The sequence below is a fragment of the Enterobacter roggenkampii genome (genome assembly GCF_001729805.1).
Lineage (GTDB): Bacteria > Pseudomonadota > Gammaproteobacteria > Enterobacterales > Enterobacteriaceae > Enterobacter > Enterobacter roggenkampii.
In genome coordinates this window covers 2,046,695-2,066,693 of the sequence record NZ_CP017184.1, presented here as the reverse complement: position 1 = coordinate 2,066,693, position 19,999 = coordinate 2,046,695, and the positions used below count along the sequence as shown (strand labels likewise).

Genomic DNA, 19,999 nt, shown 5'->3' with positions numbered 1-19,999 from the left:
GAGCTGTCTTTCTTGCCGGGTGGCGCTGTGCTTACCCGGCCTACAGGGTGCTTCATTGTAGGCCCGTGCAAGCGTAGCGCCGCCGGGCGAAACGCACAAAATGCACTTTACGCTCAGTAATATTCAATCGTGTTCTTGATGGTGTACTTGTGCTCAACGGCGGGTTTGACGCTGTCGTCCGTGATGGTCAGATCGCAGCTCACCGGGTTATTGTGGCGATCGTAGTCGCAGCTCTGCGTCACGTTGCCCAGCGGCTTGTCATTCAACATGCTGACTGCCGAGTAATCCATTCTTTTGCGCAGGTCTTTCGACGGCGTCGACTGGACGGACAGATGCTGATCCCCTGAGACGGTGGTTTTGCCCAGCGGGTAACCATCCGCGTCGTAGCGATACTTCACTTCCATCTCTTTACCGTGCGCCGCCACCACAAATCCGTTGTCGTCGGTATCCCACGTTACCCCGGCTGACGGCAGTTCGGCCAGCTGGCATTTGCCCTGCAGCTTCACTTTGCGCTGCTGGGTTTCCGCATCAAGATAGTAATTGGCATCCAGCACCAGCGCCACGCTGGTGTTGGCCTCCAGGTCGTGTAGCTCCAGCGTATCGAAACACCCTTCCGTCGAGACGGTGCCGGTGACCCGTTTAGATACTTCGCCCTTCTCGTTGAACAGCGTCTGGGTAAAGTCTTTGACCGGGCCGCGCAGCGGATCAAAATCAAATTCGTTTGAAAAACTCGCCATCTCGGGCGTAAACGACAGCGGCGCGGAGCTGTTGTCGCACCCCACCAATGCTGCTGCCAGGAGCGTTATCGCTGCATATTTCTTCACATTCATTTCCGTACAGGGAGATTATTCCCAATCATATTAGCAAATACAGATGTTTACACGAAGCCTGCTAAAATTAATCTCTACACAGAGAAAAGGAGCTACAGATGAAACGGTTACCCTGGATTACCGCCCTGCTGTTAATGAGTGCCTCAACGGCCGCGCTGGCGGCACCGGATTCCTGCGAGCGCGTGAAAAGCGACATTCAGCAGAAGATCGTCAACAACGGCGTGCCTGAGTCAGGTTTTACGCTGAACATTGTGCCGAACGGCCAGGCCGATCAGGCGGGCACGCAGGTCGTAGGCCACTGCGCTAACGACACCTTTAAAATTCTGTACACCCGCACAGGCAGCGGTGCCGCAGCTGAACCTCAGTAATTGAGCGTCAATTCCCTTTGATTTGATAAGGATTAAGATCTACTACCCCCAAATAAGTAACACTCACCCCATCATTAGCCCGGATATCATTTCGGGAGAAATAATACGCAATAATAATGATGGGGTGAGCCATGTCCGATGCTGAACATTACGACGGCGGAATTAGCCGTCGAACTCTCGTAAAATCTACGGCGATAGGTTCTCTGGCGCTTGCCGCTGGTGGGATCTCGCTTCCCTTTGGCCTTAAAAGCGCTGCCGCTGCGGTAAAGCACGCCGTCCAGCCTCCTGAAGATACCGTGGTGTGGGGCGCCTGCTCGGTCAACTGCGGCAGCCGCTGTGCGCTGCGTCTGCACGTCCGCGACAACGAAGTGTACTGGGTCGAAACGGATAACACCGGCGAGGATGTGTATGGCGATCACCAGGTGCGCGCCTGCCTGCGCGGACGTTCTATTCGTCGCCGCATCAATCACCCTGACCGTCTGAACTACCCGATGAAGCGCGTGGGCAAACGCGGCGAAGGCAAGTTCGAGCGCATCACGTGGGATGAAGCGCTCGAAACGATAGCCGCCAGCCTGAAAGACGTGGTGGCCAACTACGGCAACGAAGCGGTGTATATCAACTACTCTTCCGGGATTGTCGGCGGCAATATCACCCGCTCCTCCCCTTACGCTTCGCTGGTGGCGCGCCTGATGAACTGCTACGGCGGCTTCCTGAGCCACTACGGCACCTACAGCACGGCGCAAATTGCCTGCGCGATGCCCTACACCTACGGCAGCAACGACGGCAACAGCACCTCGGACATCGAAAACACCAAACTGGTGGTCATGTTCGGCAATAACCCGGCGGAAACGCGCATGAGCGGCGGCGGGATTACGTACTATCTGGAACAGGCTCGCGAGCGGTCCAACGCGCGCATGATTGTTATCGACCCGCGCTACACCGACACGGCAGCCGGACGCGAAGATGAATGGATCCCGATCCGTCCGGGAACCGATGCCGCGCTGGTGGCGGGTATTGCCTGGGTATTAATCGACGAAAACCTGGTCGACCAGCCATTTCTCGACAAATACTGCGTTGGCTACGACGAAAAAACGCTGCCGGAAGGCGCGCCTGCTAACGGTCACTACAAAGCGTATATTCTCGGCCAGGGCGATGACCACACGGCGAAAACGCCGGAGTGGGCCTCCCGCATCACCGGTATTCCCGCCGATCGCATCGTTAAGCTTGCCCGCGAAATCGGCTCCGCTAAACCGGCTTATATCTGCCAGGGCTGGGGACCTCAGCGTCAGGCGAACGGCGAGCTGACCTCCCGCGCTATCGCGATGCTGCCGATCCTCACCGGAAACGTCGGGATCAACGGCGGGAACAGCGGCGCGCGTGAGTCCACCTACACCATCACCATCGAACGTATGCCGCTGCCGGATAACCCGGTCAAAACGCAAATTTCCTGCTTCAGCTGGACGGACGCCATCGCCCGTGGGCCGGAGATGACCGCCCTGCGCGACGGCGTGCGCGGCAAGGATAAGCTGGACGTGCCGATTAAGTTCATCTGGAACTACGCGGGCAACACCCTCATCAACCAGCACTCCGATATCAATAAAACCCACGATATCCTGCAGGATGAAAGCAAGTGCGAAATGATTGTCGTCATTGATAACTTCATGACATCGTCAGCGAAGTATGCCGATATCGTGTTGCCGGACCTGATGACCGTCGAGCAGGAAGACATCATTCCAAACGATTATGCGGGCAACATGGGCTACCTGATATTCCTTCAGCCCGTGACCGCGCCGAAGTTTGAACGCAAGCCCATCTACTGGATCATGAGCGAAGTGGCGAAACGCCTCGGGCCGGATATCCACCAGAAATTCACCGAAGGACGGACGCAGGAACAGTGGCTGCAGTATCTGTATGCCAAAATGCTCGAAAAAGATCCCAAACTGCCGTCCTATGACGAGCTGAAAAAAAGGGGCATTTACAAGCGCAAAGATCCGAACGGCCATTTTGTGGCCTATAAAAAATTCCGTGAAAACCCGGAAGCCAATCCGCTGAAAACCCCATCGGGTAAGATTGAAATTTACTCCAGCAAGCTGGCGGAGATTGCGGCCACCTGGGAGCTGGAAAAAGATGAGACCATCAGCCCGCTGCCCGTCTACGCATCAACCTTCGACGGCTGGGACGCGCCCGAGCGCGCGCGGTTCCCGCTGCAGCTGTTTGGCTTCCACTTTAAGGCCCGTACCCACTCGAGCTACGGTAACGTGGACGTGCTGAAAGCCGCCTGCCGCCAGGAGGTCTGGCTTAATCCTGTCGATGCTGAAAAACGCGGCATTAAAAACGGCGATACGGTGCGCGTCTTTAACGACCGCGGCGAGGTACGAATTGAAGCGAAAGTGACGCCGCGCATCATGCCCGGCGTCAGCGCCATGGGCCAGGGGGCCTGGCACGACGCCAATATGAGTGGCGATCGTGTCGACCACGGCTCATGCATCAACACCCTGACCACGCACCGCCCGTCACCGCTGGCCAAAGGCAACCCGCAGCACACCAATCTGGTACAGATCGAGAAGGTGTAACGGGTGAATGGCGTGACCGTGGTTTATTCTATGGTTTGTATTATCGGTTAACTCAGTCGCGCGGACACCCTCCGCGCGAGCAAGGAAGATGTAATGAAAGATGTCTCACATCGTGAATCGTTCGCGTTCAGCGCCCGGGTGCTGGGTGCGCTGTTTTATTTCGCGCCAGACAGCGAGCAGGCCGCGCCGCTGGTGCAGGCTCTCACCGCCGGCGAATGGGTTCAGGACTGGCCCCTGCCGCCAGGAACGCTGCAGCCAGTCGCTGACACCTTTGCCGCGTCTGCCGATGAGCCGCTGAGGGACGCCTGGCAACGGCTGTTTATTGGCCCTTACGCCCTGCCCGCGCCACCGTGGGGCTCCGTCTGGCTTGACCGCGAATCCGTGCTGTTCGGCGACTCGACCCTCGCGCTGCGCCAGTGGATGCGGGAGAACGCTATCGCATTTGAAATGCAGCAGAATGAACCGGAAGATCACTTCGGGACTTTGCTGCTGCTGGCGGCATGGCTGGCCGAGAACGGCCGCGATGCGGAGTGCGCTCAACTTCTGGCGTGGCACCTGCTGCCGTGGAGCACCCGCTTCCTGTCCGTGTTTGTCGACAACGCCGGACATCCGTTTTATACCGCGCTCGGTAAGCTTGCGCAGCTGACACTCGCGGACTGGCGATCCGGGCTCCTTATTCCGGTTGCGGAAAAGACGCTGTATCGCTAAGGGGTGTGGCTTGCTCGCGGGTAGCGAGCAAGCTACGGTCAAAAGAGGAAGCTTAAAAAATTTAACTCGAAACAGGAGGCATATTGAATTTAATAATATAAAATAGCTTTTCCTGGTAAGGTCAACACTTTCGTTTGATACATACAAAACAAAACCATGACTAAAAATTATTCTTTCGAAGATAAACGCAAGAAATTACTTGTTACAGCCGTGATATTCAGCGTTTTAGGTGGATGGCTCTGGTATATGTCATGGGCATCTGGCATCTCCCATAATACTATATTAAAAAAATCCGTCCCTGAATGGATGACATATATTTCACTTGGCGTTTTGATTGGAACAATTTTTGTTATGCGCGCTTTTTACCTGCGCACTTTTAACAAAACATTAGAATATATTGCCAGTGCTTTTTTTAGCGGCTTTTGCCTTGGGTTTGTATTGAGCTTAAATTGTTATGATATTTATGTCTATCTCTTCCCGGACAAAATAATTGGCTATGAATCTGAATATGAGGTTGTCTTTCCGGGGCCTTCGAGAGGTAAGCATGGCCATTGTGAAGCGGGTCTCTGGTTAAAAGATCAGAACACCAACAGATGGATTCAGCTTTGTACAAACAAAGAATATCTGCACAGCCACCGTAAGCAGGGAATGACTGGGGTGTGGGTAACGGCCCGTGTGAATAATATTGGAAGTTACATTGTGAATTATGAGTTTATTTATTTGTAGGCACGACCCTATCTATTTTTGTTCTGGCGAAAATGAATGGTACTCAAGGTCCGCTCCTTGCTTATAGCCGTCAGCATGATACGTCGCACCAGAGATTGCGCATTCACAGCGGAGAAACCGGCTATGGGCAGGGTCATCTCAAAATCAAATCAGGGTAAATTTCATTCATACCCCCACATTTAGTGGTGGATACGTGACGACTGTTCCTCTATTCTGCTTTTTCAGCGAGCAAGTCGGAGTCATTTTTAGTGGATAATCCCATATTTCAGAAAACCATCATTATCTTTATTCTCATCCTGTGGGTAATTGTGAGTGTTCCCTGCCTGCCAGTAGCATGTGCTACAAGCCTTTCACCACTATTTGGTTATGTATCACCGACTGATTCCCCCTCACTCGCACTCTCTTTGCTCTGAATGAACCGAAGTGCCAGGTAGAGGTCTGGCGCCAGAATCATGTCATCATCATTCATTGTTGGCCGACTGTCTTTAAACCAGCGTGTTAACTCCGTTTTCCTGCCCGCAAGAATTAATTTAATCTGTCGACCTTTCAGATCGCGCTTTAACTCATTAATGGTTGCCAGGACACTGATGTCTGAATAGGTGAAGCAGGCAACGGCATCAATGACCACCCATTTAGGTTGTATGGCTGCACCATCAACCAGGTTCAATACCCGACGTTTAAAATAAGCCACATTAAAATAGGTCAACGGTGAGTTAAATCGATACATCAGCACGCCCGGGACCATTTTTATATCGGTGGTATTCCCTAACGAGTGAATCATTCCCTCTTCGTCAGTGCCCAGCAGGTGCTCAGAGGGGCGAAACACCGTACGAAGGAATTGTAATAACCCAAGCAACACCGCAAGGCCAATCCCCTGGATAACGCCGATAATTAACACACAGCCAAACGTGAAGAAGGCCAGGCGAAAGGCCTGTTTATTTCTGCGCCTCAGGTTCCATAGCCCACGTAAATCGATTAATGACCACGATGCATACATTAGAACAATCCCTAACGCAGATACCGGAATGAATTGTAATGGCTGAGTGAAAAATACTACGACGATACCGATGATCAAGGCGGCGACCACGGAAACCAGCTGACTTTTCCCCCCAACCGAATCATTCACCGCGGTCCGTGAATCGGCGCCACTGATAGCAAACCCCAGAGATAATCCCGACATAATGTTCGCAATACCCAGCGCCCGGAACTCTGCATCCGCATTAATTTCGTAGCCATTTTTTGCGGCAAAACTGCGGGCGGTCAGCATCAGACTGACAAAACTGACCAACGCCAGGTTCAGCGCCGGGATCACCAAATCACGCATCGGCCCCGGCTGGAACGCCCCCCAGTGAACGACCGGTAAACCAGGCTGGAAGCCATCTCCCCCAATCGTGGCAATCCCATACTGTTGTGCAGAGGTCACCCATACCAGTGCCGTTGTTATTACAATGGCGATTAAAGGTGCTGGCCACTGGCTGCGATACGTTTTGATCACCATTAAAATAATTAACGTAAAAAGGGATATACCTACGGTTAATAAATGGCTATCTGAAAGTCGACCTGGCAAGGCGATTATTTTTTCAATAACCTGCGCTTCATCAAGCTTAATCCCCAACACCTTGCCTAATTGCCCGACAATAATCGTCACGGCTACGCCATTAAGTAAACCGGTAAGAATGGGATGAGAAAGCAGATCGGCGAGCGCGCCCAGCCGAAATTTACTGGCAAGCAAACACCACCCGCCCATCATCAATGTCATGATGATCGTCAGCTGCCAGTGCAGTTCGGGGTTTCCTGCAGAAAGCGGAAATACGACGGCCGCGATCACCGCGCAGGTTGTGGCATCTGGGCCCACAATAAGCTGGCGTGAAGAGCCAAACAGTGCGTAAGCTATCATCGGTAAAACGCAGGAATAGAGCCCTACAATTGCCCCCACCCCCGCCAGCTCAGCGTAAGCAATCGCAACAGGGAGCGCTACGGCCGCAACAGATAACCCGGCTTTAACATCATGCTTTAGCCAGCTTTTATCGTAGGCCAACAAATTTTGTAGCCCTGGCATGTAGTTTAACAACAGTTTTCCGAACACATTATTCTCCGGACAGAGATATTACTCGCGCCATGTTGGCACATTTCTTAGTGAGGTTCTGGTTTTCAAATGCTCCGGACGGAGGCCGACACTGTTGCGAATCTAATAAAACGTTAACTCTTTTATAATTCTGACTGATGTTAAACGTAGTTCAGATACTGTGGCTTAACCGGGGTTGGCCGTGCCGGATGCCGTGATGCATGCAAGTGATGGAATAAATACAATGGTCAATATCAATAAGTCTCGTTAATCGCTAATGTTGAATCATTTTGGCATAGAGAGCAGGTTGTTACACACCATGAGATTGAGACAGTCCATCACTCTTCCCGTCACCCAGCAGTACCGCCCCGCCATCTTAACCGGAGCGGCTCATATACGTCGTTATCACATGCTCAAAAACTGTATGTCACCTTCAAACTCCCCGTCGGCGACGTTTTACGATGCACAATCGGGCTATCGCCCGCATCCCCCGTCAGCTGCGTCACGCCCGCAGAGGCAAGCACGCTCCAGCGAGCGGTGAGCTTGTGGGTCCAGTCAAGGTTCATCGACCAGGCATAAATCCCGGCCCCGGCGTCATGTCGGGCAAAGCCCGATGCGGCCGACTGGGCGGCGCTGACCCCATAGTACGTCTGCATATACTTGTCGGATCCCCAACTGCCGGTCAGCGCCATCGTCACCTCATTTTTGGGTGAGGTGTAGAACGGGCTGGAAATGCCGAAATGTACCGCTTCACCGTTGTCCCTTTCTGAAACCGGTACCTCAGCCTGCAGCTGCAGATTCAGCCAGTCGGTCACCTTGTACCCCAGCCCGGGTACCACGATAGCCGAGCCTTTAATCTCACCCATGCCCCGCAGCTCGTCGCTGCCGGAGCTGATGGAATCGCTGCTCACGTCTTTATCTTTACGGCCAACTCGATAGCTCAGCGCTGCGCTGTAATCCAGGTTGCCAACATTGTTACCATAGCCGATCCCTCGCGTGGTGCCGATAAAGAAGCCATTTGCCATGGAATAATCCACTACCTGAGCCGCTGAGACGCGGGTTTTCTCTGAACCCGAGTAGCGCGGCCCCACATCCACGCCGCCCCCCAGGGTTAAGACGTTACCCTGGCGCTGTTCTTCCGCCAGTACAGGCGTAGCCAGTAACGCCAGAACGACGCCCGGCACGAGGGTTTTCAGGCAGCGGCCCGAAAGTAAATGAGGGAACGTATGACGCAGTTCGATATTTCTCATTAAGGAAGTCCTTATGGATGCAAATGATGACGATGCAGGCGGTTAAACGCCGGAACGCCCATTTTGAAGCGTGACCCTAAGGTTCTTATGAGCCGAAAATGAAGAAAGACTGAAGCGCGCGCGGGTGCTGTCATCCGGACAGATTTCCTGCTACCGTTTTTTTCTTAAGAAATTCTTCATTCACGGTTGATACCGTTACCAATGTGAAAATTCTACTTATCGAAGACGACCTGGATCTCGGCAATGGCGTACGTATCGCCCTCTCAGATCAAGGGTTTGACGTTATATGGGTTCGCCGTAAAGAGGATGCGCTACATCAGCTTGACGTCTGCGTGCCGGAACTTATTTTGCTCGACCTGGGGCTGCCCGACGGCGATGGCATGAGCCTGATGACGCGTTTGCGCCAGCAGCTCAAGGGGATCCCCGTCATCATCCTGACGGCGCGAGGGACATTGCAGGATCGCCTATGCGGCCTGGATGCCGGCGCGGACGACTATCTCGTCAAACCCTTTATACTCGCCGAGCTGCTGGCGCGAGTGCGAGCCCTTGCGCGGCGCAGCTACGGTTTTGAGAATGAGGCGATAGAAATTCGCGGGCTCTCTCTTCATATCCCGACGCGCCGCGTGACGGTGAGTGCGCGCCATATCGATTTAACGGCCAGTGAATACGCGCTGCTGGAAACGTTGATGCTGCGCGCGGACCGCGTGCTGACCCGGCGGTTTCTGGAAGAAAGGATATTCGGCAACAAAGAGAACCTCAGCAACGCGCTCGACGTGCATATGGGAAACTTGCGGCGGAAAATCGGCGACGGCTATGTGCGAACGGTCCGGGGCGTCGGGTACGTCATTGATACCGTCTCCATTCAAAAGGTGAGCGGTTAATGCAAAACGTCTGGTATCACCTGAGGCGCCCGACGCTGGTGCGCCGAATTATCATCGCCCAGATGCTGCTGCTGACCCTGCTGTGGTGTCTTTTTCTAACCTTCATTCTGTGGGAGGACCTGCGCAGCCCTCCCATCCTCACGGGCAGTAAAACATACGAAACCGTTTTTACCCTGGTTGAGCGTATGGACGGACGTCCGCAGGATCGTACCGCCGTGCTGGAAGCCTTTAGCCAGGCCCTGCGGGAAGGTTACGGCGGAGGGGAAGATCCCGTGCTGTCGATTAACCTCATCGTTCGCAAGAATAATGCCGTTATTTTTGCCTCCGACGGTGCACCTGCGGGGATAACAAACACCCGGTTCGGCGAACTGGAGCACGTCCAGAGTGAAGATCGTACCTGGACCAGCCGCACTCTTAAATCCCCTCACTCTGACGTGGAGGTCACCCTCTTCACGCCAGCCAGCGGCTGGAACTTCTTTATCTATCTGAACTCTCGCGGGTACTACATCCTGCCGCTGCTGGTCTGCTTCCCGTTTCTGCTGTTTCCCGCGTGGCTCTCAATCCGCATTGCGATGCGTCCATGGAATAAGGTGGTCAATGAAATTACGTTACGCACGCCGGACGACCTCTCCCCTTTAAGAGCCGTACCGAAGCACCGGGAGCTTCGCCAGATGGTGGACGCGATCAACGACTTCCTTGCCAGGGTGCGTGAAAGCGCGGAAAGGGAGCGGATTTTCATCGCGGATGCCGCGCACGAGCTGCGTACCCCCCTCGCGGCGATGCGCATCAACGTGGAGGCGCTGCAGTCCTGGGTCATCAGCGAGAGCCAGAAGGAGCTGCTTGCGGGCGTGATTCGCAGCAACAGCCGCGCCGCGCGCCTCGTCAATCAGCTGCTGCTGATGATGCACAGTGAATCGCGCATTGATACGGCGATGGAACCCGTGCCGCTGACAACGCTTATTCAGGAACGAATGGCCGAGCTGGAACCGCTAGCGTCTGCGCGCAAAATTGAGCTGGAATTCTTTGCCGAGGATGACGTCTGGATCCACGGCGTCAGGGAACGCCTGGTGTCGCTGATTGATAATCTCATTGAGAACGCCGTGAAATACAGCCCCGAGGGCGGGCGGATTCAGGTCGACGTGAGCGCCTGCGATCGCGTCGTTCAGCTGCGCGTCTCCGATGCGGGCCCGGGTATTCCGGATGAGCTGCAGGAGCGCGTGTTCGACCGCTTTTTCCGCGATCCCAATCAGGTGCAGAGCGGCAGCGGGCTGGGCCTTGCCATCGTCAAAGCGGTGGCGCAGCAACACAACAGCAGCGTAAATCTGGGTTCATCTGCAGAAGGTGGCCTCCTGGTCACGGTTGACTTCCCGAACCGCACGTTTAGCTAAAGCAGAACAGGGGGTTTGATCGCAAATGCCGCAGATTGCTTCAAAATAATTACCGTATTTGTTATATTGTTGTTTATTGCTTATTCACCTCTGCGGTGCCAAAAAGAACAAGATTCACCGCAACCCAGGACAGAGAAATGTTAGATTACCGCTTCCCGACAGCTTTGCAGATGGTTCTCAGCGTAGCGATGGCGGAGCAATTGGGTGAACGTTCGACAAGCGCGATTCTGGCCTACGGTCTGGAAGCAAACCCGAGCTTCATCCGCAAATTGATGGTTCCGCTGACGCGAGACGGCATTATCGTCTCAACGCTTGGCCGTAACGGCTCCATTCATCTTGGTCGTCCGCCGGAAGAGATCACCCTGCGCGACATCTACCTTTCGGTTATCGAAGATAAAAAACTGTGGGCGTCGCGCCCTGACGTACCGGCCCGCTGCGTGGTCAGCGCTAACGCCTGCTGGTACTTTAAATCGATTTCCGAAGAGGCTGAGCAGGCGTCGTTAGCGGTACTGGAGCGCCATACCGTGGCTAGCGCCCTGGAAGCGGTGAAAAACGCCGACAGCAGCGGATGGGATCCGCTCCCCGACCTCATTGCCCAGTATCAAAAAACGTCATAACGTTTTCCTGATGCGAAAAAAAACCGCCTTCACTGTGAAGGCGGTTTTTTATTATCCGCAACGTCCCTACGCGGGCAGCACGTCCCTTTCCTCTTTTTTGCCGCGCGTGACGAACTTACGCAGCGTCACGTAGAACACCGGCGTCAGGAACAGACCAAACAGCGTCACCCCCAGCATACCGGAGAACACCGTGATCCCGGTGACGCCGCGTACTTCCGCACCCGCGCCGTGGCCGAGGATCAGCGGAATGGTCCCGGCAATAAAGGCGATGGAGGTCATCACAATCGGGCGTAAACGCAGGCGGCACGCCTCCAGCGCGGCTTCCATAATGCCTTTACCCTGAATTTCCAGCTCGCGGGCAAACTCCACGATAAGAATGGCGTTTTTACAGGCCAGCCCCATCAGCACCACCAGCCCCACCTGCACGAAGACGTTGTTATCACCCCCGGTCAGCCAGACGCCAAACAGCGCAGAGAGCATGGTCATCGGCACGATAAGGATCACCGCCAGCGGCAGCGTCCAGCTTTCATACAGCGCCGCCAGCACCAGGAATGCCAGCAGCACCGCGACCGGGAAGACGATCAGCGCCGTGTTGCCCTGGGTGGCCTGCTGGAAGCTCAGGTCCGTCCATTCGATGTTCATCCCGTTCGGCAGGATCTGCTTAGACATCGCGTCCAGCTGCGTCATCGCCTGTGCAGATGAGAGCACGCGCGGGTCGGCATCGCCAATCAGGTCCGCCGCCGGGTAGCCGTTGTAACGGATCACCGGATCCGGCCCGTAGGTGGTCGTGATGTTAACCATACTGCCAATCGGCACCATTTCGCCCTGGCTGTTACGGGTACGCAGATTCGCAATATCTTCCACGCTGTCGCGGAACTGCCCGTCAGCCTGCGCCATCACGCGCCAGGTACGCCCGAACTGGTTGAAATCATTGACGTACGACGAGCCCAGATAGGTTTGCAGCGTCCCGAAAAGATCGGTCAGCGACACGCCCTGCGCTTTCGCCTTGTCGCGGTCAACCTGGACGTCCAGCTGCGGCACGTTAGCCTGGTAGGTTGAGATCGGGAAATGCATCCCCGGCGTCTGCATGATTGCACCGGACATGGTGTTCACCGCGTTTTGCAGCGCGCCATAGCCCAGACCACCGCGATCCTGAATGTACAGGGAATAGCCCGACCCCTGACCCAGCCCTAAAATCGGCGGCGGCAGAATGGAGAAGCCAAAGCCCTGCTGGATTTGCGCGATTTTCGCGTTAATCTCCGCGTTAATTTCCGCCGCGGAATGTTTACGCTGGTCGAACGGTTTCAGGCCGAAGAAGACCGTCCCGGTATTCGGCGTATTGGTGAACTGCAGCGCATTCAGCCCCGGAAACGCGACCGCATAGTCCACGCCTTCGGTATTCATCCCGATTTCGCTCATTTTGCGGATCACCGCATCGGTGCGGGCCAGCGAGGAGCCTTCCGGCATTTTCACGCCGCCAATCAGGTACAGCTTGTCCTGCGTGGGAATAAACCCGCCGGGCACCGCTTTAAACATGACGCCTGCGGCACAGAGCAGCAGCAGGTAAACCACGAATACCGCACCGCGCCGTCCCAGCGTTTTGCCCACCAGCCCCTGATAGCCGTTTGAACTGCGGAGGAAAAAGCGGTTAAACGGACGGAAAATCCAGCCGAACAGACGGTCGATAAGCCGGGTCGGGAAATCTTTCGGCGCGCCGTGGGGCTTTAACAGCAGTGCCGCCAGCGCCGGAGAGAGCGTAAGCGAGTTAATCGCTGAAATCACCGTCGATATCGCGATCGTCACCGCAAACTGCTTGTAGAACTGGCCGGTAACGCCCGACAGAAACGCCATCGGCACAAATACCGCGCACAGCACCAGCGCAATCGCGATAATCGGCCCGGACACTTCACGCATCGCCTGGTGCGCGGCCGCAAGCGGCGCAAGCCCCTCTTCGATATTTCGCTCGACGTTTTCCACCACCACGATGGCGTCGTCCACCACGATACCGATGGCCAATACCAGCCCGAACAAACTCAGGGTGTTGAGCGAGAAGCCCAGCAGGTAGAGAATGCTGAATGTACCCACCACCGACACCGGCACCGCGATCAGCGGAATGATCGACGCGCGCCAGGTTTGCAGGAACAGAATGACCACCAGCACGACCAGCACCACCGCTTCCAGCAGCGTCTGCACCACCGCACGGATCGAATCGCGCACGAAGACCGTCGGATCGTAAGGTGCCGCCCACTTCATGTCCGCCGGGAAGCGCGTCGACAGTTCGTCCATTTTCGCGCGCACCGCGTTAGACAGATCGATGGCGTTCGCTCCAGGAGACTGGAAGATACCAATCCCGACCGCGTCTTTATTGTTCAGCTGGGAACGCAGGGCATAGCTCCCGGACCCCATTTCAATCCGCGCCACGTCGCGCAGGCGGACGACCGTACCATCCTGCGTTGTTTTCAGGACAATATTGCCAAACTCTTCTTCGGTATGCAGGCGGCCCTGGGCGTTAATGGAGATCAGGAAGTCGCTCTCTTTCGGCAGCGGCTCGGCGCCAAGCTGACCGGCGGAGACCTGTACGTTTTGCTCCTGCATCGCCGTGACCACGTCCGAGGCGGTCAGCCCGCGCGCCGCCACTTTATTAGGGTCCAGCCAGACGCGCATCGCGTACTCGCCGGAGCCGAAAATCTGGATCTGGCCGACGCCGGGCAGGCGCGCCAGCTCATCCTTCACCTTCAGCGTGGCGTAGTTGCGCATATACAGCGAGTCGTACTTACCGTTTGGCGAAAACAGATGAACCACCAGCGTCAGCGTGGGCGACTGCTTCTGGGTGGTAATGCCCAGACGCCGCACGTCCTCCGGCAGACGCGCTTCGGCCTGCGCGACGCGGTTCTGCACCTGAACCTGCGCCTGATCCGGGTCAGTCCCCGGACGGAAGGTCACGGTGGTCACCAGCACGCCGTCCGAGCCCGCGACGGATTTCATGTACATCATGTTCTCAACGCCGTTGATCGCCTCTTCCAGCGGCGTCGCCACGGTCTCGGCAATCACTTTCGGGTTGGCGCCCGGGTACTCGGCGCGCACCTGCACGCTTGGCGGCACGACGTCAGGGTATTCGCTCACCGGCAGCAGCGGGATGGCGATTAACCCTGTGATAAAAATCAGAATCGACAGGACGGCAGCAAAGATCGGCCTGTCGATGAAAAAGCGGGAAAAGTCCATGGGTTGGATTCTCAGGTCAAGGGATCAGTTGAGGGCGGCGCTGGCGGTCATGGCAACGGTTTTGGCGTTAACCGGCATACCCGGCATAAACACTTTCTGTAAACCCTCGACGATGACTTTGTCGCCAGGGTTCAGCCCCTGCCGCACGATGCGTAAACCGTCTGCCAGACGTCCCGGCGTAATGTCGCGACGTTGCGCTTTCCCCTCTTTATCCACGATATAGACGTATTTACGATCCTGATCGGTCAGCACCGCCTTGTCGTCGATAAGCGTAGCTTTGAACTCCGCGCTGCCCGGCAGGCGTACGCGGGCAAACAGTCCCGGCGTGAACTGACGCTGTGAGTTATCCAGCAGCGCGCGCATGCGGATGGTCCCGGTGCTCGGCGTGAGCTGGTTATCCAGGAAATCCACTTTGCCCTGATGGGGATAGCCCTCCTCGCCCGTCAGGCCAATCTCAACCGGCAGCGCCGTGTGATTGCTGGACGCCCCCTGCCCGCTGCGGGCCAGGTTTTGATAGTGAAGGTAGGTTGACTCGTCCACGTCAAAGTAGACGTACACCGTCTTCTGCGAGACCAGCGTGGTGAGGACGCTGGCGGTATCGCCCGCAGTCACCAGGTTCCCGCTGGTGAGCAGCGCCCGGCTGGCGCGACCATCAATAGGCGCGGTCACTTTGGTGAAGTCCAGGTTGAGCTGGGCTGCGTCAACCGCCGCCTGCGCGGCGCGAATATCGGCCTGCGCCTGAACGGCAGCCGAGCGACGCTGCTCCCACTCTTCCCGTGAGACCAGATGGGTATTGATTAGCTTATCGGTACGGTTAGCCTCACTTTGCGCCAGGCTGGCCTGCGTTTTGGCCCGCGCCAGGTTCGCCTGCGCCTGTTCCAGCGCGGCGCGATAGGTACGGTCATCAATGGTGAACAGCACCTCGCCCTTCTTCACTTCCTGGCCGTCGGTGTAATTCACCTTATCAATGTAGCCGGACACGCGCGGGCGCAGCTGAACGCTCTCCACCGCTTCAATCCGGCCGTTAAAGCTATCCCACTGGCTAATCGATTTCACCACCACGTCAGCGGCACTCACGGCAGGCGCAGGTGGCGCGGCATTTTGCGCGACGCTGTTATCGCATCCGACGAGCAGCACGGAGAGCAACATGGCCCCCAGCGCGCTCAGAGGAGAGTTACCCCAGGTTTTTTGCAGGCTCATTATTTTTATTCCGATAATTGTCGCCACCGGGCAAGACGCAGCAGGAGGCACCGCGCCACTTCCTTTGTCCGGGGGCTGTCTTAAGGCCATTTGTGTCGTTCATCGCCACAAAACTGTAACAGTTGCGAATACACTATTCGCGGCGATTGTAGGAAGGCGCTTAACTAAGTGCAAGAATAATTGTTGCACTTTATGTGCTATTTGAGCGGATGTGAAAAGACCCGTTTCGGTCAGGGATTTAAATGCAACAATAAAACTTGCAATTACTGCAAAAACGCGCCACCTTTAAATGCAACAGACAAAGATACTTTTTCATCCGCTGCGTGGGGGTAACCAGATGAACACTGGCGCATTTATGCATGATTTACTCGACTGGATCGACAACAACCTGGACAGCCGCCTGGACATTGAGACCGTCGCCAGGCGTTCCGGCTACTCGAAATGGCATCTCCAGCGCCTGTTCAAAGAGCATACGGGCTATCCCCTCGCCGGGTATATTCGCGCGCAAAAGCTGCAAAAATCGGTTGAGCGGTTATCCCACAGCGACGAACCGATTCTGAACGTGGCGATCGCGCTGGGCTTTGACTCCCAGCAGTCCTTCAACCGCAGCTTTAAGCGCCAGTATGGTCAGGCGCCTGGGGCATGGCGACGCAGTATGGGTGGCCCGGAAACACAGCAGCTTCGCCAGTAATGCATATTTTGCTGCAACGTCGATTTGTTGCTGTTATACTGTATATAAATACAGTATAACGAGGTGCACGATGGCTGTTGAAACAAAATTTGTTGTCGTAAGAAAAGGTGAAGAGAAAATGACATTTGCCAGTAAGAAAGAGGCTGACGCTCACGACAAGCTGCTTGATATGGCAGACGCGTTCACCGACTGGCTGTTACAAAGCGGAATGCAGATGGATGAAACGCAGGCTGAAAATCTTGGCCTGTATCTCGCCGAGCAGAAAGAGACCGTGCAGCATATTCTGCGTACCAGCAAGCTTCCCGATCTCACTGCTGCTGCTGATAAAACAGAATCCGATGCGGCTGAAGCCAAAAAAATCAGGGCTGTGAAGGCGGCCTGATTGCCAGAAAACAATATTAACGATCCTGTAGCCGTAAGCAGACATCTGCTTGCGGCTTTTTTTATCCTGAACATGGAAAGAGTAAAGGAGATGGCGTGCGGCAAGGAATGAAGGAAAAAATCATCAGGATCTGTGATTCAAAAATTGCCTCTAAGGGAAGCGATGTTGGGCTTTCGTTCTATGCTTTTTTTGCTAAAAAAAATGACGATCCTGAACTGCTTATGGAAGTGGCGCACTGGTGGATTATGGAAATGAAACTGGACCATTTTGAAAAGGCTGAAAAGATCAGAAACCTCGTCTCAGCCCTGTAAAACCTGCGTCTAAACATAGATTGAAACGCAAAGAGCAGGTTCGCAATACCTCGCCGTCTATTTCCAGGCTAGAGGCTGTGATCTGGTCAAACCCAAAGTAGCTGCTGTTGCAACATCGTGCCATGAATGGACGCTAGCATCTTTTTTATCTCACCTTTTGCAGGATTGCTCTGAACAGCTCGATGGACCTCCATATGTCATCATGCGTATCACCATCCCAATCAGGAACTGTGGCCAACTCAGCCATCAACTCCTTTATCAAGATATGCGCATCGGCAACTTCATCCTTCCGACATTTAGATGCGATACGAGATATCGCCTTCGGAGAGAGGCTGCTGTACGGTGAAAAGGTGGTACGCTCGGCTGCAATTAGTTTTTGTAATTTACGCATATGATCAATATATCCGGAGCACTGGTTGTGGGTCGCAAAAATAGTATGCTATATATTAGCTCTTCCAGACTCTTGCAGCTAAAAATAGTAGGAACTCTGACTTCCGATCCTCGCTCAAAACAGACGTACTTATTTTGCAATGTCAGTTTTTGCCAAAAGCAGATGTGGTTATCGGCACGCTATATAATCATTAGAGTGTAAGCAGCCCTTTATTTATTGCCCTTTAATCAGTGCAACTTGTTGTAACAGTTTAACAGTTAACCCTCGGCTCATACTTAACCCATATTTATCCGGGTGGTGATAACTACTCGTGTTTAGACAAAATAGCACACCGAGTGACAGGACCATTTTCATAACCTTGAATGGTGTAGTTCGGGAAATCGGTCACTGTCACCATGCTGTCAGATTGATAACTCTCTGGGGCACTGCGAAGCTGGGTCTCATTTTTTTGAGCCATCTCCGCAGAGTATGGACTGGTTACGCTAACACTGTTCGGATCGATTTTATGTGTTTGGCCTGTTTCATCAGTTATGACGTTGAGGCGATAGCGTTGTGTGATCACAGCTGTGGCTGTGCCATAGGGTACAAATGTTGTGATGACCTGGTACGTTCGATTGTTACCTTGATTTGAAATCACAGTCATACTGTTTTTGGCGCCCTCCGTATTGCGCCGATAGCAGACATTCTTTATACGAACAAATTTTTTGTTTTTATATTAATTTCAATTGAGGAAAAAACCATTGACACGAATAATAATCAATGGTTTTTTACCACAGGCTCATCTCGAGCCGTCCAGCATTGCTAAATGGCTAATGATGCCCGCCTAAAGATTACTCTAACAAGAGTACTGTTCACTTCTGCAATCTATCTATTTTATTGTAAAGCATCTCAATTAGCTCTTTAGCATTTTGACTATAATGCAAAGCTCTATGACAATTAGGGCAAAGAGCAACACAGTTGCTTATGGTATCAGTACCGGATAACGAAAGAGGTACTACGTGATGTACTTCCAGGTATGGGATTCCATCATTTATATAAAAAGGTGCATTTCCACCACAGCTTTCACAAATTCCATTACTTTTCTGTAATATCCACGTCTTCACTCTAGGATCTCGAGCATAGACCTTTTGAAGTCGCTCTACTACTAGTGGTGATTGATATCCTTTAGGTTCGCTTAAATTTTGTTTGATTAACTTGCTAACCCTTGCATTTAGAACAGCCTCATCTTCTGTAGGTTGAAAAAGTTCTGATAATTCCCCAAGTACTATCTGCTCCCAAAATTCGCCGCCATTGATACCAGGAACATTTATCATAATTCGCTTTGCCCTGTTCCCGGAAGGAACATCTTTTTTACCTGTACTACTAAAATGAGCCTGATAACTACACATTTCCAAGCGAATGTTTCGAGGATTATCACCTTTAAGAGAGAAAAATTCTCCAGGATGGATTTTCCTTTCAGTTATGGATGGCATATGTTTTCTAACTGTGGATGAAGCCAGATATACAATAACGTTATCTACACCGGAATCAATCAGTCTCTCAACGATACAATCAAGTGCTGTATTATAATCCTTGTTCCTATGTGTTGGCCCCCAAGATTCAAGGATTAGTCCATAAATTCCATCCTCTTCACAAACAGAGCACTCTGCATCAAGTTTATTTCCATTCCCATCAAAAATATGCATTACATTGGCCTTTTCAGAGGGTTTTCTACAAAAATACTCTTCATCGATATAAATACATAACACTTAGTAGAAGCAATGTCGTCTTTATGCTTATTAGTAACTTCCAGTATGAAATTATTTGTGGATTTAAGTGTTCCGCCCCATTATATCCTATCGCAGACGTAACATTCTTCACTAAATCCTCCACTTCAAACCCAGAGCCTGCCAGCCACAAAACCTGGTAGCTATACAAACACGCCAGCCTGTTATGTTAATACGCGTTCCCCCCATCAACGAGGAATCGCGCATGACCCCACATCCGCTACGCCAGATCATCGAATCCTGTGACCACGCCATCACCACCAAAAACTATGATGTCCTGATGGAGTATTACGCAGAAGACGCAGCTCTGGTGGTCAAGCCCGGCATGACGGTTAAAGGCAAAGAAAACATCCGCAGCGCGTTTGTTGCCATCTCGGATTATTTCCAGGACCAATTGATTGTGGAACAAGGAGAGATGCAGGTGATCGAAGGTGGCGGCAATGCCCTCGTTATCATGGAAACCGTTCTACGTTTTCCTGATGGTCATGGTGGGACAACGGAAATGTCGCGCCGCGCGACCTATGTTTTTCGGCAGGAAAGCGACGGTCGCTGGCTTTGTACCATCGACAACTCCTACGGTACGTCGCTTCTGGATACCGGGAACCGATCGCGTTAATCACGCTTTCAAAG

At 53.5% G+C, this 19,999-nt stretch carries 19 protein-coding genes; 11 read left to right on the top strand and 8 right to left on the bottom strand.

Annotated elements, in window-relative coordinates; translation table 11 throughout:
* Positions 1-113 precede the first annotated feature (113 nt).
* Entirely contained in the window at positions 114-830 is a 717-nt protein-coding gene (locus BFV67_RS09685) for a YnfC family lipoprotein (RefSeq protein ID WP_045353873.1), read from the bottom strand.
* Positions 831-928: 98 nt separating this feature from the next.
* Between BFV67_RS09685 and BFV67_RS09680 the strand changes: the two genes are divergently transcribed.
* The 4 genes from BFV67_RS09680 to BFV67_RS09665 all read left to right on the top strand — a co-directional run bounded on the left by BFV67_RS09680 (position 929) and on the right by BFV67_RS09665 (position 5,205).
* The gene (locus BFV67_RS09680) at positions 929-1,198 is read left to right on the top strand and encodes a DUF1161 domain-containing protein (protein ID WP_069598215.1); all 270 of its coding nucleotides are present in this window, start codon (positions 929-931) and stop codon (positions 1,196-1,198) included.
* Between the two features lie 131 nt (positions 1,199-1,329).
* Positions 1,330-3,771 (top strand): selenate/tellurate reductase subunit YnfE, encoded by a 2,442-nt coding sequence (ynfE, locus tag BFV67_RS09675; protein WP_069598214.1) that lies wholly within the window; start codon positions 1,330-1,332, stop codon positions 3,769-3,771.
* A gap of 93 nt (positions 3,772-3,864) precedes the next feature.
* A complete protein-coding gene (dmsD, locus tag BFV67_RS09670) occupies positions 3,865-4,479 on the top strand; it encodes a Tat proofreading chaperone DmsD (RefSeq protein WP_032651687.1) in 615 nt (204 codons plus the stop codon).
* 156 nt (positions 4,480-4,635) lie between these two features.
* Positions 4,636-5,205 carry a hypothetical protein gene (locus BFV67_RS09665; RefSeq protein ID WP_069598213.1) on the top strand — a complete coding sequence of 190 codons (570 nt, stop codon included), beginning with the start codon at positions 4,636-4,638 and terminating at the stop codon, positions 5,203-5,205.
* A 364-nt stretch (positions 5,206-5,569) separates the two neighbouring features.
* On the opposite strand, the gene BFV67_RS09660 is transcribed toward BFV67_RS09665, so the two are convergent.
* Entirely contained in the window at positions 5,570-7,291 is a 1,722-nt protein-coding gene (locus BFV67_RS09660; RefSeq protein ID WP_069598212.1) for a SulP family inorganic anion transporter, read from the bottom strand.
* A gap of 392 nt (positions 7,292-7,683) precedes the next feature.
* On the bottom strand, positions 7,684-8,520 hold the full coding sequence (locus BFV67_RS09655; protein WP_023292561.1) for a MipA/OmpV family protein: 837 nt from the start codon (positions 8,518-8,520) through the stop codon (positions 7,684-7,686).
* A 203-nt stretch (positions 8,521-8,723) separates the two neighbouring features.
* Here BFV67_RS09655 and BFV67_RS09650 point away from each other — a divergent pair, with 203 nt between their 5' ends.
* The 3 genes from BFV67_RS09650 to BFV67_RS09640 all read left to right on the top strand — a co-directional run bounded on the left by BFV67_RS09650 (position 8,724) and on the right by BFV67_RS09640 (position 11,406).
* Complete coding sequence (locus BFV67_RS09650; protein WP_039266239.1) at positions 8,724-9,401, top strand: response regulator; 678 nt, start codon at positions 8,724-8,726, stop codon at positions 9,399-9,401.
* Entirely contained in the window at positions 9,401-10,789 is a 1,389-nt protein-coding gene (locus BFV67_RS09645) for a sensor histidine kinase (RefSeq protein ID WP_069598211.1), read from the top strand. The genes BFV67_RS09650 and BFV67_RS09645 overlap by 1 nt, the downstream gene beginning before the upstream one ends.
* A 137-nt stretch (positions 10,790-10,926) precedes the next feature.
* Positions 10,927-11,406 (top strand): efflux pump transcriptional repressor OqxR, encoded by a 480-nt coding sequence (locus BFV67_RS09640; protein WP_008502426.1) that lies wholly within the window; start codon positions 10,927-10,929, stop codon positions 11,404-11,406.
* 66 nt (positions 11,407-11,472) lie between these two features.
* Here the strand turns inward: BFV67_RS09640 and oqxB are convergent, their stop codons facing one another.
* A complete protein-coding gene (oqxB, locus tag BFV67_RS09635; RefSeq protein WP_021241210.1) occupies positions 11,473-14,628 on the bottom strand; it encodes a multidrug efflux RND transporter permease subunit OqxB in 3,156 nt (1,051 codons plus the stop codon).
* A gap of 24 nt (positions 14,629-14,652) precedes the next feature.
* On the bottom strand, positions 14,653-15,828 hold the full coding sequence (locus BFV67_RS09630; protein ID WP_069598210.1) for a multidrug efflux RND transporter periplasmic adaptor subunit OqxA: 1,176 nt from the start codon (positions 15,826-15,828) through the stop codon (positions 14,653-14,655).
* 337 nt (positions 15,829-16,165) lie between these two features.
* Between BFV67_RS09630 and BFV67_RS09625 the strand changes: the two genes are divergently transcribed.
* The 3 genes from BFV67_RS09625 to BFV67_RS09615 all read left to right on the top strand — a co-directional run bounded on the left by BFV67_RS09625 (position 16,166) and on the right by BFV67_RS09615 (position 17,212).
* A complete protein-coding gene (locus BFV67_RS09625; protein WP_025911432.1) occupies positions 16,166-16,519 on the top strand; it encodes a helix-turn-helix domain-containing protein in 354 nt (117 codons plus the stop codon).
* A gap of 70 nt (positions 16,520-16,589) precedes the next feature.
* Positions 16,590-16,901, top strand: coding sequence for a YebG family protein (locus tag BFV67_RS09620; RefSeq protein ID WP_069598209.1), 312 nt, complete (start codon positions 16,590-16,592; stop codon positions 16,899-16,901).
* 95 nt (positions 16,902-16,996) lie between these two features.
* The gene (locus tag BFV67_RS09615) at positions 16,997-17,212 is read left to right on the top strand and encodes a DUF6500 family protein (protein WP_063435717.1); all 216 of its coding nucleotides are present in this window, start codon (positions 16,997-16,999) and stop codon (positions 17,210-17,212) included.
* 145 nt (positions 17,213-17,357) lie between these two features.
* Here BFV67_RS09615 and BFV67_RS09610 read toward each other — a convergent pair whose 3' ends face one another.
* From BFV67_RS09610 to BFV67_RS23295, 3 genes are all read right to left on the bottom strand, one after another.
* Entirely contained in the window at positions 17,358-17,603 is a 246-nt protein-coding gene (locus BFV67_RS09610; RefSeq protein WP_045335987.1) for a hypothetical protein, read from the bottom strand.
* A 304-nt stretch (positions 17,604-17,907) separates the two neighbouring features.
* Positions 17,908-18,246, bottom strand: coding sequence for a hypothetical protein (locus tag BFV67_RS24185; RefSeq protein ID WP_131641675.1), 339 nt, complete (start codon positions 18,244-18,246; stop codon positions 17,908-17,910).
* A gap of 208 nt (positions 18,247-18,454) precedes the next feature.
* Positions 18,455-19,288 carry an HNH endonuclease gene (locus tag BFV67_RS23295; protein WP_071965083.1) on the bottom strand — a complete coding sequence of 278 codons (834 nt, stop codon included), beginning with the start codon at positions 19,286-19,288 and terminating at the stop codon, positions 18,455-18,457.
* 286 nt (positions 19,289-19,574) lie between these two features.
* Here BFV67_RS23295 and BFV67_RS09605 point away from each other — a divergent pair, with 286 nt between their 5' ends.
* The gene (locus tag BFV67_RS09605) at positions 19,575-19,985 is read left to right on the top strand and encodes a YybH family protein (protein WP_069598208.1); all 411 of its coding nucleotides are present in this window, start codon (positions 19,575-19,577) and stop codon (positions 19,983-19,985) included.
* Positions 19,986-19,999: the final 14 nt, after the last annotated feature.

What these genes read in the sequence shown, in the direction of transcription:
- BFV67_RS09685 (WP_045353873.1), bottom strand. Translation starts at nt 830, where the DNA reads ATGAATGTGAAGAAATATGCAGCGATAACGCTCCTGGCAGCAGCATTG.
- BFV67_RS09680 (WP_069598215.1), top strand. Translation starts at nt 929, where the DNA reads ATGAAACGGTTACCCTGGATTACCGCCCTGCTGTTAATGAGTGCCTCA.
- ynfE (WP_069598214.1), top strand. Translation starts at nt 1,330, where the DNA reads ATGTCCGATGCTGAACATTACGACGGCGGAATTAGCCGTCGAACTCTC.
- dmsD (WP_032651687.1), top strand. Translation starts at nt 3,865, where the DNA reads ATGAAAGATGTCTCACATCGTGAATCGTTCGCGTTCAGCGCCCGGGTG.
- BFV67_RS09665 (WP_069598213.1), top strand. Translation starts at nt 4,636, where the DNA reads ATGACTAAAAATTATTCTTTCGAAGATAAACGCAAGAAATTACTTGTT.
- BFV67_RS09655 (WP_023292561.1), bottom strand. Translation starts at nt 8,520, where the DNA reads ATGAGAAATATCGAACTGCGTCATACGTTCCCTCATTTACTTTCGGGC.
- BFV67_RS09645 (WP_069598211.1), top strand. Translation starts at nt 9,401, where the DNA reads ATGCAAAACGTCTGGTATCACCTGAGGCGCCCGACGCTGGTGCGCCGA.
- BFV67_RS09640 (WP_008502426.1), top strand. Translation starts at nt 10,927, where the DNA reads ATGTTAGATTACCGCTTCCCGACAGCTTTGCAGATGGTTCTCAGCGTA.
- oqxB (WP_021241210.1), bottom strand. Translation starts at nt 14,628, where the DNA reads ATGGACTTTTCCCGCTTTTTCATCGACAGGCCGATCTTTGCTGCCGTC.
- BFV67_RS09630 (WP_069598210.1), bottom strand. Translation starts at nt 15,828, where the DNA reads ATGAGCCTGCAAAAAACCTGGGGTAACTCTCCTCTGAGCGCGCTGGGG.
- BFV67_RS09625 (WP_025911432.1), top strand. Translation starts at nt 16,166, where the DNA reads ATGAACACTGGCGCATTTATGCATGATTTACTCGACTGGATCGACAAC.
- BFV67_RS09620 (WP_069598209.1), top strand. Translation starts at nt 16,590, where the DNA reads ATGGCTGTTGAAACAAAATTTGTTGTCGTAAGAAAAGGTGAAGAGAAA.
- BFV67_RS09610 (WP_045335987.1), bottom strand. Translation starts at nt 17,603, where the DNA reads ATGCGTAAATTACAAAAACTAATTGCAGCCGAGCGTACCACCTTTTCA.
- BFV67_RS24185 (WP_131641675.1), bottom strand. Translation starts at nt 18,246, where the DNA reads ATGACTGTGATTTCAAATCAAGGTAACAATCGAACGTACCAGGTCATC.
- BFV67_RS23295 (WP_071965083.1), bottom strand. Translation starts at nt 19,288, where the DNA reads ATGCATATTTTTGATGGGAATGGAAATAAACTTGATGCAGAGTGCTCT.
- BFV67_RS09605 (WP_069598208.1), top strand. Translation starts at nt 19,575, where the DNA reads ATGACCCCACATCCGCTACGCCAGATCATCGAATCCTGTGACCACGCC.